At 61.6% G+C, this 16,198-nt stretch carries 13 protein-coding genes and 1 pseudogene; 3 read left to right on the top strand and 11 right to left on the bottom strand.

Annotated features, from left to right (window positions below; translation table 11 throughout):
• Positions 1–61: 61 nt before the first annotated feature.
• From infB to NW807_RS11345, 3 genes are all read right to left on the bottom strand, one after another.
• Complete coding sequence (infB, locus tag NW807_RS11355; RefSeq protein WP_414426161.1) at positions 62–3,064, bottom strand: translation initiation factor IF-2; 3,003 nt, start codon at positions 3,062–3,064, stop codon at positions 62–64.
• Between the two features lie 299 nt (positions 3,065–3,363).
• Positions 3,364–3,684 (bottom strand): YlxR family protein, encoded by a 321-nt coding sequence (locus tag NW807_RS11350; protein WP_414426160.1) that lies wholly within the window; start codon positions 3,682–3,684, stop codon positions 3,364–3,366.
• A gap of 33 nt (positions 3,685–3,717) precedes the next feature.
• Positions 3,718–4,752 (bottom strand): HD domain-containing phosphohydrolase, encoded by a 1,035-nt coding sequence (locus NW807_RS11345; RefSeq protein ID WP_414426159.1) that lies wholly within the window; start codon positions 4,750–4,752, stop codon positions 3,718–3,720.
• A gap of 243 nt (positions 4,753–4,995) precedes the next feature.
• Here NW807_RS11345 and NW807_RS11340 point away from each other — a divergent pair, with 243 nt between their 5' ends.
• Together NW807_RS11340 and NW807_RS11335 are read left to right on the top strand one after the other, a co-directional pair.
• On the top strand, positions 4,996–5,394 hold the full coding sequence (locus NW807_RS11340; protein ID WP_414405420.1) for a DUF4346 domain-containing protein: 399 nt from the start codon (positions 4,996–4,998) through the stop codon (positions 5,392–5,394).
• A gap of 84 nt (positions 5,395–5,478) precedes the next feature.
• A complete protein-coding gene (locus NW807_RS11335; RefSeq protein ID WP_414426158.1) occupies positions 5,479–8,328 on the top strand; it encodes a tetratricopeptide repeat protein in 2,850 nt (949 codons plus the stop codon).
• A gap of 346 nt (positions 8,329–8,674) precedes the next feature.
• Here the strand turns inward: NW807_RS11335 and NW807_RS11330 are convergent.
• The 5 genes and pseudogenes from NW807_RS11330 to NW807_RS11310 form a co-directional block, all read right to left on the bottom strand.
• A pseudogene (locus tag NW807_RS11330) lies at positions 8,675–9,934 on the bottom strand (copper resistance CopC/CopD family protein); the annotation flags it as partial.
• Between the two features lie 17 nt (positions 9,935–9,951).
• The gene (locus NW807_RS11325; protein WP_414426157.1) at positions 9,952–10,278 is read right to left on the bottom strand and encodes a DUF1775 domain-containing protein; all 327 of its coding nucleotides are present in this window, start codon (positions 10,276–10,278) and stop codon (positions 9,952–9,954) included.
• A 19-nt stretch (positions 10,279–10,297) separates the two neighbouring features.
• A complete protein-coding gene (locus NW807_RS11320) occupies positions 10,298–10,465 on the bottom strand; it encodes a DUF1775 domain-containing protein (RefSeq protein ID WP_414426179.1) in 168 nt (55 codons plus the stop codon).
• Positions 10,466–10,546: 81 nt separating this feature from the next.
• A complete protein-coding gene (locus tag NW807_RS11315; protein ID WP_414393394.1) occupies positions 10,547–10,870 on the bottom strand; it encodes a hypothetical protein in 324 nt (107 codons plus the stop codon).
• Positions 10,870–11,217 carry a c-type cytochrome gene (locus NW807_RS11310; RefSeq protein WP_414393791.1) on the bottom strand — a complete coding sequence of 116 codons (348 nt, stop codon included), beginning with the start codon at positions 11,215–11,217 and terminating at the stop codon, positions 10,870–10,872. Before NW807_RS11310 ends, NW807_RS11315 begins: the two co-directional genes overlap by 1 nt.
• 144 nt (positions 11,218–11,361) lie before the next feature.
• Between NW807_RS11310 and dnaG the strand changes: the two genes are divergently transcribed.
• On the top strand, positions 11,362–13,260 hold the full coding sequence (gene dnaG / locus NW807_RS11305) for a DNA primase (protein ID WP_414426156.1): 1,899 nt from the start codon (positions 11,362–11,364) through the stop codon (positions 13,258–13,260).
• 22 nt (positions 13,261–13,282) lie between these two features.
• Here the strand turns inward: dnaG and NW807_RS11300 are convergent, their stop codons facing one another.
• The 3 genes from NW807_RS11300 to hisG all read right to left on the bottom strand — a co-directional run bounded on the left by NW807_RS11300 (position 13,283) and on the right by hisG (position 16,176).
• A complete protein-coding gene (locus tag NW807_RS11300; protein WP_414426155.1) occupies positions 13,283–14,482 on the bottom strand; it encodes an NAD(P)/FAD-dependent oxidoreductase in 1,200 nt (399 codons plus the stop codon).
• 102 nt (positions 14,483–14,584) lie between these two features.
• Positions 14,585–15,379 (bottom strand): photosystem II manganese-stabilizing polypeptide, encoded by a 795-nt coding sequence (locus NW807_RS11295; protein ID WP_414426154.1) that lies wholly within the window; start codon positions 15,377–15,379, stop codon positions 14,585–14,587.
• A 116-nt stretch (positions 15,380–15,495) separates the two neighbouring features.
• On the bottom strand, positions 15,496–16,176 hold the full coding sequence (gene hisG, locus NW807_RS11290) for an ATP phosphoribosyltransferase (RefSeq protein ID WP_414426178.1): 681 nt from the start codon (positions 16,174–16,176) through the stop codon (positions 15,496–15,498).
• Positions 16,177–16,198: the final 22 nt, after the last annotated feature.

The raw sequence follows: 16,198 nt of genomic DNA, 5'->3' as shown, positions 1-16,198 counted from the left end.
ACAACTGCCTCCACTGTTCTCGAGCAAATCCTCCCGCTGGGAGGGGAGGCCGCCCAAATGACTAGGCAGGCGCTAGGGTCCGCCGCTTGGTAACCATCTGGTAGACCTCGATAATGTCCCCTTCTTGCCAGGCGTCGAACTTCTCGATGGCGATCCCACACTCGAAGCCGGCAGTTACCTCCCGCACGTCGTCCTTGAAGCGTCTGAGAGAGTCGAGGCGCCCCTCGTAGACTACCTCTCCTTTGCGGCGAACCCGCACCAGGGCATTGCGCTGCACTTTGCCGGAGAGCACGTAGCTGCCGGCAACGGTGCCGCGGCTGATGGGAATGACTTTGCGCACTTCCGCCTGGCCCAGCGGCTCTTCTACCTCCTCCGGCTCCAGCAGGCCTTCCATGGCTGCCCGCAGGTCGTCCAGCAGGTTGTAGATGATGTCGTATTCGCGCACATCGACCCCCTTCTCGTCGGCAGCCCGCCGCGCGCCAGGGGCAAAGGTGGTGTTAAAGCCCAAGATAATGGCGTCGCTGGCTGCTGCCAGATCCACGTCAGTCTCGGTGATCTCCCCAGGAGCTGCCAGAAGAACCCGCAGGCGCACCTCCTCTTGCGGCAGATCCTGCAGGGCCGTCTGGATGGCCTCGGCGGATCCCTGGACATCTGTTTTGAGGATCAGGTTCAACTCTTTGAGCTGGCCTTCCTGAGCTTGAGCTGAAATGCTAGCCAGGCTGACGCGGCGAGAGAGCGACGCCTGTTGCAAGCGGCTCTGCCGCAGCGCCTCCGCCCGCTCCTCAGCAATGCGGCGTGCCTCTTTCTCATCGCTGTAGACCTGAAACTCATCCCCTGCCGCCGGCACCTCCTCCAAGCCCAGCAGTTGTACCGCTGAAGAGGGCCCGGCCTCCTGTAGCCGTTGGCCACGGTCGTCCATCATTGCCTTGACGCGGCCAAACACTGCGCCCGCCACCAGCGTATCCCCCACCCGCAGGGTGCCGTTTTGCACCAATAGAGTGGCCACTGGCCCCCGCGCTTTGTCCAGGTGGGCCTCGATAACAGTGCCGCGAGCGGGACGATTGGGGTTGGCCTGCAGCTCCGCCACATCCGCTACCAACAGGATCATCTCTAGCAAGGCGTCTAGGTTGCGGCGGGTGAGAGCGCTGACCTGCACCATGGGCGTGTCGCCACCCCACTCCTCCGGCACCAGCCCATGCTCTGCCAGCTGCTGCTTGACGCGCTCCGGCTGGCTGCCGGGCTTGTCAATCTTGTTGATGGCCACAATGATGGGCACCTGGGCTGCCCGCGCATGGCTGATGGCCTCCAGCGTCTGCGGCTGCACCCCATCGTCGGCAGCCACCACCAGGACAGCGATGTCAGTAACGCTGGCGCCGCGGGCGCGCATGGCCGTGAAGGCCTGGTGGCCAGGAGTATCCAGAAAAACAATGCGCCGCTTCTGGCCCTCAAAGTCTACGTCCACGTGGTAGGCGCCAATGCGCTGGGTGATCCCACCGGCTTCTTGCTGGGCCACGTTAGTGTGGCGGATGGCATCGAGCAAAGTGGTTTTGCCGTGATCCACGTGACCCATGATGGTGACCACCGGCGGACGGGGCACCAGGTGGTCAATGTCCTCCAGCTCAAGCATCTCGCTTTTCTTAGCTTTGGGCTCCGTCTCCGGCCGGCGGATCTCATAGCCCAACTCTTTGGCCACCGTCTCAGCCAGCAACTCGTCTAAAACCTGGTTGATGGTTACCTTCACCCCCTTAAAGAAGAGGGTTTTGATGATCTCAGTTTCCGACACCCGCAGGCGCTGGGCTAGTTCCTGCACACTGAGGCTGCCCTCAAGAACCAGAACCTTCTCTTGCGGCGGCAATTCCGCCGTCTCCTCAGGGGGGCTAGTTTTAGTGGATAGCTGCGGGGAGCGCTCAGCAGCTGGCCGAGGGCGCGGGGTTGAAACAGCCGCTGTCGACGGACGCTGGGCAGGGGGCTTGGCAGTGGGACGGGGCAAGGGCTGGATGGCGTTTAGCTGCGCTTGCTTGACGGTGGAGATCGCCGTCAGAGAATCCAAATCCAAGCCATCTCCATCTCCTTCCTCGCGTCTGCGTTTGCGCTTGCGCTCGGCCTGGCTGCGGCTGGATCGCCGTTCGAGGGCTTTTAGCTCCTCGTCCTCCTCTTCTTCCACCGTCTTGCGCTTGACCTTGGGCGTGGCAGGCCGCCCAGGAGCCTCGACCAGCACGGGAGTGGAGATCCCTTCTGGCAAGGGGGGAGAGGATGCTGGCTCGGCGGGAACCGTTTTAGCGGTAGGACGGGTGGGGGGCCCCACCAACTCCAGCCGCCGCTGGGGACGAGGAGCCTCCTCCACTTTGCTGGGGCTGTCTTCCTTTTTGGGAGCTGCTGGCTGGCGCTCGGGAGGACTGGTAGGGCGAACAGGTGGGCCCACGAGCTGGGGACGCGGTCGCTGGGCGGTTGGGGGAGAAGAAGCCTTCGCTTCTGCAGGACCAGGAGCAGGGCTGGGCTCGGAAGCCGCTTGAGGCGACTCGGGCCGTCGTGGAGGGGGAAGCACCGTTGGGCGCTTGGCCGCCGGAGCAGGGCCGGCCTGGGGGCTAGCTGCTTTGGCTACAGCCGGCTCAGGTCGAGCTGGAGGGGGCGTCAGCTGTGGCCTTGTCTCACCCACGCGAGCAACTGGTGGCTGCGGCGGGCTGACTGCAGGAGCCTCTTTTGGCGGAGGGATACGTTCAGGTCGCTGCAGCAGCGTTTTGGGAGGACTGGCTTCACTAGGGGGGGCTGGCTGCTGAGCAGGAGCAGGCCGGCGAATGCCAACAATAGCCTGAGGGCGCTCGCTCGCCTTGGCTTCCGCCGCCGGCTCGGCTGGCGAGCTTCCTTGCGGCTTGCTCCGCGGGCGAGGTGGTTTCACAATAGGGGACTTGCCCAGCTTGCTACGCACCAACTCAGCCTGCTCTAGGGAAATGGTGCTGCTGTGGCTCTTGAAAGGGATCCCCAACTGCTCACAAACCTCCAGCACCTCGCGATTGTCACGCCCCAGTTCGCGGGCAAGGTCGTACAGTCGAACTTTGTCGGTCATTCCTCTGCTTGCCTCTGCTCCTCTCTCCTTGTCAGTTTTACAGGAGTTGAATCAACCTCAATTAACGGATTGAGACTAAACCTGCTGCAGCATAATTCCAGGGGGAATCTAAGTCCAAAAGGGCCGGGGGGCATAGGCAACTAGGGCAGGAAGCAACACCGACAGTGCTTTTTAGGATAGCCCTTCTACAGTTCCCAGAAGTTGGCCACGGCCGACCTCCCCCAGCCCCATTCTGACAGCTAAGAGGGGCTACCGTGTAGCTGGAACGGAGTGAACCCGGTACCTTGACCGATTCAGGGCTACTGAGGTTGCTCTGAGACTCGCCCCTCTGGGACTGATGTCTCCTGGAGGCTTTCTGCCTCAAAACTGCGCAGCAATTCCTGCTCCAGCAGTTGCCACAGCGAGTCGGGCACCGGCGCCTTGAGGGCTCTACTCATCTGGTGCCTCCGCCGGGCTGCCTGCAAGCATTCTAGCCGGCGACATAGGTAGGCAGAACGACCCATGCCTCTGCCCAAAAGCACCTGGTGAGTGTCGTATTGCCTAACCAGCCGCCACAACTGGGAGCGGGGAAACAATTGGCGGCAGCCTACACAGCGCCGTAGAGGATCTGCGCCTGCCAAAGGATTTGCCTTGAGGAGCCTACTGGGCCTAGTCTACTTCAACTGGGGCAGCCGTGACTGCAGAAACTCGAAGAAACGCTCCACCAAGTAGGGATCCCGCCAGCCCTTGGCCGTTTCTTCCCGCAGGATGTCCATGGCCTCTTGAACGGTGAAGGCGCGCTTGTAGGGTCGCTCCGAGGTGAGGGCGTCGTAGATATCGACAATCTGGAAGATGCGGGCCACCAGCGGGATCCCTTCTCCCCTGAGGCCATCGGGATAGCCGCTGCCATCCCAACGCTCGTGGTGGTGGCGGATGAGGGGCAGCACATCTCTCAGGGTGCGCAGCGGGCGGCAGATCTCCTCTCCAATCAGGACATGGGATTTCATCACCTCCCACTCTTCCGGCGTATGCTTGCCCGTTTTGCCCAAAATCGCATCAGGTATACCCACTTTGCCGATATCGTGCAGGTAGCCTCCCCAGGTCAGCACCTTGATTAGAGGACGGGGTAGCTGGAGAAACTCGCCAAAGCTTTTGGCCAGTTGTGCCAGGCGCTCACAGTGATCCCCAGTGATGGGATCCCGGCTTTCCACAATGCGGGCAATGGCAAATAAAGCCTGGGCGGCATGATCCAAGTCTTCGTTCAAATGCGTCTGGTGAACGAGGGAACGCACCCGCGCCAGCAATTCCGCCTCGTCAAAGGGCTTGCCGAGAAAATCATCGGCCCCCGCCTCAATGCCCCGCAGGCGATTTTTGCGGTCGCTAGCGGCTGTCATCAGCACCACCGGGATCAAGCGCGTCTCCCCATTGGCCTTGATGCGCCGACAGACCTCAAATCCGTCGAGCCCCGGCATCATCACATCCAACAAAATCAGATCCGGCTGCAGGGTTTGCACCATTTGCAGGGCCTGCTGGCCGTTTTCCGCCTCGCTGACCTGGTAGCTACTGCTCTCCAGCAATTTCCTCAGCAACAGGCGGCTGTCGCGCTGATTGCCCACGATGAGGAGGTGACCAGCTCCCCCTTTCTCCGTTGGAGGGGTTACCTCAGGGATCCCAACCCCCCCAAGCCTCTCAGCTTCAGCCGAGTGCATTTTGGCAAAGACTGTCGCTCGCTCACTGCTTCCACGGTAATCTCACCTTCCACCTGCAAGCATCCGCCTTTTCGCTGAGTTTGCCAAGGCTTTAAGTAACTGCCAATGCTTGAAAAAGCACTGGCAAACCCTAAGACTTCTCCTGAAGCAAGGGATCCCATTCCTCGGCCACAATAGGGATAATGAAGGTAGTCTTGGCTACGTTTTTGGCACCCGTTTTGCTAGCTTCTTGGCAACTTTACTATGTCGTCTTTTTCCTCTGAGTCTCTGCGGGAGCAGGTGCGCCGCATTGATGACCAGCTTTCCCGCCGGCCCCTGGAGCTAGACCCGGCAGGCTACTTTGTCATCTATGTGGATCGACAGCAGCAGCTCATTTGCGCCAAGTACTACAGCACCGTGATCAACGAGCGGGGTCTGGCCACTGACCCGGAGACTGGAGCAGTGATCCCAGCGCGAGGGCCAGTCAATCGCCCGCCGCAGCGGGTGTACGTTGGGCGGACGGCCAAAGAGTTGTGTGTCCAGATCTTTGAAAAGGAAAGCGAGAAGGTAGTCTCCCAGCTTAGCCACGCTGCCTACCTGGGGCGGGAGTTCCAGAAGGCAGAGGCGGCCCTCATCTCCGGCGAAGAGTACGTGCAGGACTAGGGGCAAGCTCGCTGCAGGGGAGCAGCTTGTGGCAAAATCGAGCCAGCTTGCTGTGACCAAGGTCACAGCGGGGCAAGCTGGGCTATGGAAGACAAGGTTAAGCCGGGAACCCTTCTGCGGGGACGCTACGAAATCCTTGGCCTTTTGGGGCAGGGGGGCTTTGGGGTTACCTACAAAGCGGTGGATCGCGACACTTTCAATACTCCCTGCGTGGTCAAGCGCCTGCGCCCCCTCTCCACCGATCCCTACACCCTGGCCACAGCCCGCAAGCTGTTCGAGCGGGAAGCCAAGGTTCTCAACCGGCTCAACAACTACGACCGGGTGCCCCGCCTCTTGGCCCACTTCGAGCAGGATCAGGAGTTCTACTTGGTCGAGGAGTTCATTGCTGGGCACGATCTCGGCCAAGAGCTGGTGGCTGGCCAGCCTCTAAGCGAGGCGGAGGTCGTCAAACTGCTGTGGGAGATTCTGGAGATCCTCCACTACGTCCATGCCCGTCAAATCGTGCATCGGGACATCAAGCCAGCCAACCTGATGCGCCGCGACGCCGATGGCAAGCTGGTGCTGATTGACTTTGGGGCGGTGAAGGAGGTGGGACGGCTAGGCAGCCCTGCCCCTGGCCAAACCCAGTTGGCGACGGTGATTGGCTCAGTGGGCTACATGGCCCCGGAACAGCTCAGCGGCAAGCCCCAGCCCTGCAGCGATATCTATTCGGTTGGGGTGCTGGCCATTCAGGCGCTCACCGGCCGTCCCCCCACCAAGATCCCAGACGATCCGTGTACTGGCCAGCTCCTCTGGCGGGATCTAGTGCCGGTTAGCGATGCCCTAGCGGAGATTCTGGATCGCATGGTCTGTCCCCGCTGGCAGGAGCGCTTTCAATCGGCGGCTGAGGTAATGGAGGCGCTGCGGCCTCTCCTGCCTACCCCCACCGAAGGTGTAGCGCCTGCTCTTTCCCAGCTTTCGGTGGATCAGCTCTTGGCGATGCGCTTGGTAACCCGCGGCCAGGAAAAAGCTCGCCAAGGGGATCTGCAGGGGGCGATTGCCGACTACACGTTGGCCATCCAACTGGATCCCCAGAATGGCCGCGCCTATAGCCAGCGGGGCAGTGCCCGCTACAAAAGTGGCGACTGGGCAGGAGCTGTGGAGGACTTCACCCAGGCCATTCAACTGACAGGGGATGCCCGTGCCTATGTCAACCGCGGCATCGCCCGCTACCGGCTGGGGGACTATGAGGGGGCAGTTGCCGATTACACCCACGCTCTCCACCTCAACCCCAACTGGGCCGTGGCCTACTACAACCGCGGCAACGCCTACCGGCAGCTCGAGCAAAACCAAAAGGCCATCGAGGACTATTCCCGCGCCCTTGAGCTCAATCCCGAGGAAGTACGGGCTTACTTCAACCGCGGCGTGGTGCGCGGCCATCTGGGAGATGCGCAAGGGGCTGTGGCCGATTTTTCCGAGGTCATCCAACGAGATCCCCAGGATGTGGAAGCCTATTTCAACCGGGGCGTGGCGCGGGCGCAGTTGCTGGACTTTCAGGGAGCGATTGAAGACTACACCCAGGCGCTGCAGCGGGATCCCGCCCACTCTAAGGCCTACTACCACCGCGGCCTGGCCCGCCAAGCTTTGGGGGATCCCCAGGGGGCCATCGAGGATTTTTCCCAAGCCATTGCACTGCAGCCTGCTGGGGCCTCTGAGGCAGGGGTGGCAGCGCAGGCGGAGCTCTATCTGCAGCGGGCTATAGCCTACCTGGGCAACAACGCCCTGGAGGCAGCGCTGGCTGACTGCGAACAGGCGCTCCGCCTTAACCCGGAGCTGGCGCCGGCCTATTTCTACCGAGGGCTGGCCCGCCAGGAGTTGAGAGATCCGGCAGCCGCTTTGGCCGACTTCAACCGCGCCCTGGAGTTGGATCCCCAGCTGACCAAGGTCTACCTCAACCGTGGGATTGCTCATCTGGATCTGGGCCAACTGGAAGCGGCTCTTGCCGACTTGAACCAGGCCATTGCTTTGGATCCCAGCGATGCCAGGGCCTACAGCAGCCGCGGGCAGGTCCACAGGCTTTTGGGGGATCCCTTGGCGGCCCTGCAGGACTACACGGCTGCCCTGGAGCGGGATCCGAACAACCTGCAGCTCTATTTCCACCGTGGCCAGGCCCATTTCGACCGAGAAGATTGGCCGGCAGCCTGTGCGGATTTCTCCCAGGTGCTGCAGGCGGCAGCCCAAGCTGAACCAGAGCTGCTAGCCAGTGCCCATCTGCGCCGGGGCATGGCGCGGCAACGGCTGGGGGACTGGCAAGGGGCCCTGGCGGATTTCACCGCCCTAATCCAAAAGCAGCCGCAGGCGTCTCAGGGATTCGCCCTGCGGGCGGCGGTACATCTGGCTTTGGGCAACCAAGAGGCGGCGCTAGCCGATCTTGACCAGGCTTTGAGCTGCAACCGCGACTGGGGGCTAGCTGATGCCGCCCTGGCCTACTGTCAGCGGGGGGATCTGCACCGCCAGGCCAACCGGCCGGAGCAGGCCATTGCCGACTACACCCAGGCCCTGCTCCTGAACCCCCAGGAGCGCCAGGCTCTCTTCTGGCGGGCCCTGCTGTGGGATCAAAGGGGGGAGACGGACAAAGCGCTGGCCGACTACACGCAACTGCTGCAACTGGAGCTAGAGCCCCAGGCGCGACTCTTGGCCTTGAACAACCGCGGCTGGGCCCATGCCCAACAGGGAGATTTCGCAGCGGCTCTCCAGGATTACACCCAAGCCCTCGCTCTGGATCCCGCCCACTTCAAGCTTTACCTCAATCGCGCCCTGGCCCGTCTTGCCCTCGGCGATTGGCAGGGAGCTTGCCAGGACTTCCAAACGGCTCTCCAGCTGCAGGACTACGACGGACGGCTTCTGGAAGCAGCGGCAGGGATCCCTCCACTCCCCCCTGCAGGACAACTCTGATGTGCCCACGCCGCTCCTCAAAGTCGCTGATCAAGAGCCGCACCTCAATCTGCCATTCTCCCCCTAATGTCAGGGGCACATTTTCAACCGCAAACTGGCCGGGCTTCTTCGGCAGCAGTTGTCGGCGCAGAGGTGGGATCCCACGTTCGGGCAGGGAAAAGGCCAAGTTCAGCTCCTGGGCTGGGATCTTTTTAACCTCCACTTGAACCCGGTTGTTACCAGGGCGACAGGGCAAGATCCGCAGGGAGAGGCTGCCTTCTGGCCAGCTCAATTCCTCTTGGCAGGACGGCTCTGCAGGGGAGCTCCTCTCCTGTCCAGGCGGAGCTTGAGCTACCAAAAAACTGGTCAGGGCCAGCACCAGGATCAGTCCCACCAGCTCCAGGCGGACGATCTGGCGCAGCAACCGGCCCACCGCCTGCCCACCCTGCCGTAATGCTGGCACCAGCCGAAACTTGTTGTGGGCGCCCAGCCCCACCATCATTAGCACTATCAGCAGCTTGGTCCAAAGGTATCGCCCATAGGGATGATCCCAGTCCCAGCCGCCGTGAATCCCGGCCATTCCCATCCCCGCTAGGATAAGCCCCGGCACTGCCCAGGTGGCTACGTCAGAAAACCGTTGGATAGTGCCTACAGATGGGTAGGGAGCAGATTCCCTGCTCAGCAAGCGCTCCAGCCCCCATAGCCCCCCTAGCCAAAAAGCCGAGCCGGCTAGATGTAGCCCCAGCAGCGCCATCGTTCCTGCCGGATACTCGCTCGTGAGGGCATGACCAATGGGCAGAAACGATCCAATGACCAACACCGAGCCCACACTGCTGGCCCAGGCGGCACCTCCCTCGCAGGCCCAGATCAGAACTCCTAGCCCCACTAGCCGCAGTGCCGTACCCCAGCCGTAGGGAGAAAGCATCACACTCAGCAGCTTTTGCCCATTGAGGTGGGGGTAAAGCTGGGCCAAGTGCAAACTGAAGGCCACCAGAGTCAAACTAAGGGTGAGCCAAGCTGCCACGAAAGCCCAGGCCTTAAAGGACTCCGTCCCGCTGGCGCGAACAGAGAGCTCTATTCCATCTGCCCCCAAAACGCTCGAACGCCTCTGCAACAGCCGCCACCAGCCCGACACCCCCACCCCAAAGAGGCTGCCTAGGTAGATCCCCCAGCGCACACCCACTAGCGGCCAATGCAGGGGATCCCTTTTTCGAACCTGGGCCGCCCTCACCGCTTGAACCAGCTCTGGATCTGCAGTCCCCACCTGGAAGACAAACGAGCCACTCACCGGATGGGAATCAGCGGAAATGGCCCGCCAACTGACAAGGTAAACCCCCTCTGGGATTCCCTGGGGCAAATCCCCCTGAAGCGCCTCGCCCCTGCTCACCAGGTTTTCCAGGGGCAATACCTGTCCATTTCCGTCCAAAACCTGGAGCTGCGTAAGCTGCACCGGCTCATTGAAAACCAGCCGCACTTGCGTCGGCGCTTCCTGGAGCACCGCTCCATCTTCCGGGAAAGTGGAGAGCAAGCTGGCATGGGCGAAAGCGGGCGGGATCCCAGCCGTCCACAGCAAGAGGCCGAGGATCCCAGCCCAAATCCCAGCAAAGACCCTTCTAGGGCGAGACATCCTGCCCAGCAGGCTGCCTAGCGGGTGCCGTGACCATGACCCTGTCCACCACCTCCACCCGTCAGCTTCAGCAGCGGGGCCGGCTCCGGCAAGCTCTTAGGATCCTCGCCCGGCTGCGCCACCTGGATCCAGCGGTGCATGCCTTTTTCGCACTCCTGGATCACCGGGATGGGGACGACCTCGCCGGGCCGATTCGGCAGCTTGGCGCTGATGCTGAACTCATCCATGAGGCCATCGGGCAGCGAGCCGCCACTCCAGATCACTTCGGCAACCGTTTCGGTGATCATCTTCCCGTGGGACTTGTATGGGGTCTTCAGCGGCCTTTCGACCGTCTCAATTTTCACAGAGGGTGCACCATCGGCTTCACGGAAACAAATCCCTCTGGGATCTGCACCCGCAAGCGCTTGGTTTTGGGGAGCCATCACATCCGTGAGGCACGCGAAAGGTGAGCTTGGTGTAGCTGCCTGCCGGGGCTTCTTGGGGATGGACGGTAACATGAGCCCAGGCAGAAGAAAGAGGCAAAAAGCTCATACCCAAAGCCAGCAGAGATTTTCTGGCTAGAGCTAAGTAACTTTGCAGACCCATCTCCAATCTCCTTTTTTTCCAATTTCTTCAGGGATGGCGATGGGATCCGTGGGATTCCATCAGGCTCATGCTGTGCTGGCCCCAGCTGGAGAGACCCATGGACACCAGGCCGGCGCTGGCCAAGCCCATGGACACCAGCCCAAAGGAGAGAGCGCCCATGGCTACTAGGCCAATGGAGAGGATGCCGTGGGTGACCACGCCGATGGCTACCACCCCATGGGCAGAAATGCCCACCGCCACTAGCCCATGGGCCCCTATGCCCACTGAGAGAAGCTGGCGGCGGGATCCCTGGACTTGACGACCCTGCTCCTGCCGCACCTGAGGTGCCACGGCCACTTCGTCCTGGGCCATTAGCCCTTACTCCAGTTGTGCTCAGCGCGATCCAAGACGTAGGCGGCCACCGCCTCGATCTCTTCTGGCTTGAGGAGCTTGCCAAAAGCAGGCATGGCCCCTTTGCCGTTGCGCACCTGGGCTTGGATTAGCTCTAGCGTATCCACGTGGTACTCGTGCAGGGCAGCTAGGGAGAGATTTTTGGCCGGCACTATCGAGTTGCGCCCGTTCAAGTGGCAGCCCACACACTTGGCCTGAAAGACCTTGGCTCCTAAAGCCAAATCCGGCTCAGCAGAAGCCACTTGCGGGCTCCAAAAGACAGCGGCACCGACAAGCAAAAGCAGCAAGAAAAGTTTAACGATCCGCATTTTCCTCTCAACAATTTGCAAAAGACTGTTCATGGAAAAATCCAGCTTTTGAAGCTAGACCATTATCTCTAGCGGGTCAGGCCACGTCAAAAGACAGCCTGTCGAGTCCCCCTGGCTACCATGGGGTGGAGGATCCCTAGGGCCATGAGCAGTCTGCCGCCGGAGTTCATCCAGTTAGTGCGCCAGAAGGCCGACATCGTTGAGGTGGTGGCCGAAAAAGTGGTGCTGCGCCAGCGGGGGCAAAACTTTGTCGGCCTCTGCCCTTTCCATGACGACCACAAGCCCAGCTTTCACGTCAGCCCCAGCAAGCAGATCTACAAGTGCTTCGCCTGTGGCGCCGGGGGAGATGTCATCCGCTTTGTTATGGAGACCGAGCGCCTTTCCTTTGCCGAAGCCGTGCGCTGGCTAGCCCGCCGCTACCATGTGCCTGAGCCCAAGGGATCCTTCTCCCCAGACTACGAACGCCAGGTCTCGCGTCAGGAAAAGCTGCTGGAGATTTTAGCCATGGCCGCCGACTTCTACCGGCACGCCCTCCACTCCCCGGTGGGATCGGCGGCTCGGGAGTATCTGCATAGCCGCCGCTTGAGCGAAGAGACCTGTCAACAGTTTCAAATCGGCTTTGCTCCCTCCGGATGGCAGTCGCTCTACGAGTACCTGGTTAACCAGAAGCGCCAGCCGGTCAAGCTTCTAGAAGAAGCCGGCCTGCTGGTGCCGCGCCAGGGAGGAGGCCACTACGACCGCTTCCGCAACCGCATCATGCTGCCCATTTTTGACCTGCAGGGGCGGGTCATCGGCTTTGCCGGCAGGGCTCTAGGAGAGGAGCAGCCCAAGTACCTCAACTCCCCAGAAACGGAGCTTTTCAACAAGAGCCAGGTGGTCTATGGCCTCAACTTTGCCCGCGAGGCCATCGCCAAAGCCGACCAAGTTTTGGTCGTGGAAGGGTACTTTGATGTGATCGCCCTGCACCAAGCCGGCATTGCCTATGCGGTAGCCGCCATGGGCACGGCCCTGACGCCGCACCAGGTCAAGGCTCTGCTGCGCTACACGCCGTCCAAGCGGGTCATCCTCAACTTCGACGCCGACCGCGCTGGGTTGAATGCCGCCCTGCGGGCTGTTCAAGCCGTTGAGGAGCAGGCGCGGCGGGGGGAAATCGAGCTGCGCATCCTCACCCTTCCTGCTGGGAAGGATGCCGACGAATTCCTGCGGCAGCACCCGGCTTCCCAACTAGAGGCCTTGCTGGCTCAGGCTCCCCTATGGCTGGACTGGCGGATTGAACAGGTGCTGGCCGGTCGGGATCTCAGCCAGGCCGCCGATTTCCAACAGGCCTATCAAGCGCTGGTGCAACTGCTGGCCGGTCTAGGTGGGCAGTGGCGCTCCTTGTATATCCACAAAGTGGCGGAATTGCTCAGCCGGGGCAACGCTCGCCTCAGCCGCAATCTGGAAGAGGATCTGCGACGTGCCGTGCGCCAGTACCGCTGGTCAAAACCCCAACAACCTGCTGCCGACCGGGGATCCAAACTCTTGCAGTCCGAGTCCCATCTTCTGCAGATCTACTTGCACTTTGCCGAGTACCGCCGCGAGATCCGCCAGACCTTGATGGAGCGGGAGCTGCAATTCAGTTTCCGTCCTCACCGGGAGCTGTGGCAGCGGATCTTGGAGCTGGTCTCGGCCCAGCCGGAGCTGGAAGACGAGGAGGAGGGTCTTTTGACCGCCCTGCGCACTCTCTGCGCCCAGGACGACGCCCTCAACGAGCGCCTCAGCCACCTGCTCTGGCAGGACGAAACTACCCGCGTAGCTCTGATGCGTCCACGCCTGGTGGTGCGGGCTGCTCTAGCCAACATGGAGCTGGAAATTCGTCAGAAGCGCTACCGCTACTGGACACAGCTCTGGGAGCAGGCCTTTTCCGAAGGCAACACCACTCTAGCTGCCGAATACCAGGCCAGCATTCACCAGGAATATCAGGCTATCTTGGCCTTGCAGCGCCAGGTGCAGCTTAACCTGGAAGATTTGCTGGAGACAGCGCTAGCGGAGGAGTGGACTTAAGCAGTTCCGGGTCCGCTCTCCCTCAAGAGAAGGGGCAGGGGGGGGAGGGCGCAGTGAAGCGCGCCGGCGAGAGACTGGGGAGCCACTCATCCGCCTGGCCATACGCCTGCTGGGCAAAGCGGCGGGCTAAGGCCGGCAGGATGGCCAAAGGGCTGCTGAAGCCGGAAAAGAGTTGTAGCCCTTCCCAGCCGGGCAGGGATCCCACCAAAGGATAGTGATCGCCGCTGAAGGCCACCAAGCAGTGACACCAGCGCCCGGGCAAGTGGGCCACTTGGGGTAGGTAGCGCCCCACCTGGGCCCGGATTTGCGCTTCGCCGCTAGTGGCATCCAGCTGGGCTTGAGGATCCGTCAGCACCCGACTGATCTGGCCCAGGCGAATGCTGCCGTCTAGAAATTGCAGGATCCCGACATCCAGGATGGGTGGGCAGAGCTCCTGCCCTGGCTTGTCCCAGAGGGGATCCCGGTCGGGGTGAGCCGCCTGCCGCTCCAGCTCCAGGCGCTGCACCGGCGCGCTCATGACAATGGTTCTCAGCCGCACTGCCGCAGGCTCTAGATCGAGGGATTCGGCGTGGGTGAAGTAGATAGGGGCATAGATGCCAGCTTGACGCAACAAAGCCCGTGTCCAGCCGCCGGCGCACACCACCACCTGGGCTGCCCCGTGGAAGTCGGCGGGTGTCTCTACGCCGGTGACCCGCTGCCCTTGCCGCCGCAAGCCGGTTACGCTTTGGAAAAGCAGGGATCCCCCCAGGCGTTGGAAAGCCCTCCGAAAAGCCAGGGTCGTTAGCCAGGGGTGGATGTGGCCGTGCCGGGCCCAGAGCACGCCCTCCAGGGCCGCCGGCTGCAAAAGGGGCTCCAGCTCACAGGCCGTCTCCACCGGAATCCGCTGGGGTGGGATGCGACAGTCGGCTAGATCCGCCTCCACCGCCTCCACTGAGTAGCCAGGAGCAACCAATAGGAGCAGATCTAGCTCGCGAAAGTGAATATCTGCCTCCAGCTCCTCTGAGAGAGTGCGGTAGCGCTGGATCCCTTCTTCCCCCAGGGCTTTGAGCAGGGGAGTTTTTCCAGCCCAATGAGCCAAGCCACCGTAGCTATAGCGGGTGGCACTGGCGGGCAGCGCCTCCTTCTCAAGGAGAAGAACGGATCCCCCCTGGCGGGCCAACTCATAGCTTAGGGCTGCTCCGGTGATCCCGCCGCCGACAACAATCCAGTCATAGTTGGCCATGCCTGTCGCGCTCCTCAGGTTGGCAATTGCTCCGCCCTTGCCAGGAACACCAAAACAAGCAGGGATCCGCCCCTGCCCTGGAATGGCCTGCCTCAGGCTTTTTTAGGACTCCTGCGCCAGACGGGCATAAAACAGGCCCTGAACGCGAACGGTGCGAGGTTCCAGTGCCCCTTGCTCGGTACTAGACGGCTGAATGCTCACAAAGGAGCCAGCGATTTCTCCAGTGCTGGAATCTACGCGAGCAATGCGCAGCGACATTTTCCCCCGGGAAATCTCGTCCACCTTGCGGTTGGCTGCAAAGTCCTCCTTGGCCGCCTGCAGCCCCACAGCCGTGTCGTAGCCGGTGCTAGAACCCCGCCCCCGCGAGTCGAGGAAGCTGCTGGTACGGTAGCCAGGTACCAAGAACTCGCCTTCAAAGTCCGTTGAGGGATCGATGACCGACCCTTGAGCGGCGGCCACCAAGTCTTTCACGCTAAACAAAAAGGGCACCAGCTCGCGGCGAGGCAACTGACCGGTGGTCGGCTGGAAGGTGATCCCATCCACCACTTTGAACTCCAAGCCGCCCTCTTTGGCAGTGACTTCCGCTTTAATCGGCCCCAGGGTAGCAGCCGAGATCATGATGTTCTTGGCTTTGATAAACTCTTTTTCCCCGTTCCGTTTTTCTTCTTCCACCTCAATTTGCACGGGCTGGAAGCAGACATCGGTCAGCTTTAGGGATTCCCCCTGGGGCACCTCAATGCGGCCGCGGGCATTGTCCGAGACCGACGGGCAAATAGCCGCCTTGCCTGTGTTGCGGATCTGGTCGTAGGTTAGAGGGGCCTTGGCTGCCTCAGCCCGAAAGGCGAAGACGCCTAGACAAAGCGCCAGCAGGATGGCGAGCAGGGGACGGTACCGCATAATCAACCTCGAAAAACCTGTTTTGAATCTCTTGGGAAATAAACCAGTGCCCCCATTGTACGCAATCGCAATCCGCTCTTTGCTAAGCCAAGCAAAGTTTCTTGACTAGGCAAGAACTAAAGCTGGCTAACCGCTAGAGATCCCAGCCAGTGCTCCCGGATTTGGGCCACCAGTTCACCGATGGGCTGCTGGTTGACCCGGTAGCTGGTGGGATGGGCAATCAGGCGGGCTGTGCTCTCGAAGAGACAGTCCCGCTCCACCAGGCCATTTTCCCGCAGGGTGCGCCCAGTGGCCACTAAGTCCACAATGGCATCAGCCATGCCCGTGAGGGGAGCCAGCTCCACTGAGCCGGCAAGGGAGATGAGCTCCACCGGCAAATCCAGGCGGTCGAAATACTCGCGGGCACAGCGGACAAACTTGGAAGCTACCCGGGCATAGGGCGGCAACTGGGCTGCTGAGGTGTAGGGGCTGTCTTGGGGAAGAGCCACCACCATGCGGCAGTAGCCAAACTTTAGGTCCAACAGGTGGGCTACCCCCGCTTCCCTGCCGGCATAGCGCTCCCGCAGGACATCGTAGCCGACAATCCCCAGCTGGGCCTGGCCGTACTCCACGTACACCGGCACGTCCTGGTTGCGCACCAGCAGCGCCGCGTAGCGCTGTCCCTTGAGCTGGGTAGGGGATTCAATGCGCAGGAGGCGATTGGCCGGATCCAAAAAGCGGCTAAAGTCGATCCCTACCTGCTGCAGACAGCGGATGGCATCGGCTAGCAAAGCTCCCTTGGCGAGGGCAATGGTGATCGGCTGACGGTCGGGAGGATGA

Source organism: Synechococcus sp. R70.1, from assembly GCF_047461675.1.
In the GTDB taxonomy this organism is placed as follows: Bacteria; Cyanobacteriota; Cyanobacteriia; order Thermostichales; family Thermostichaceae; genus Thermostichus.
Note: the sequence above shows the minus strand (reverse complement) of the source record. Positions and strands in the feature narration are given on the sequence as shown.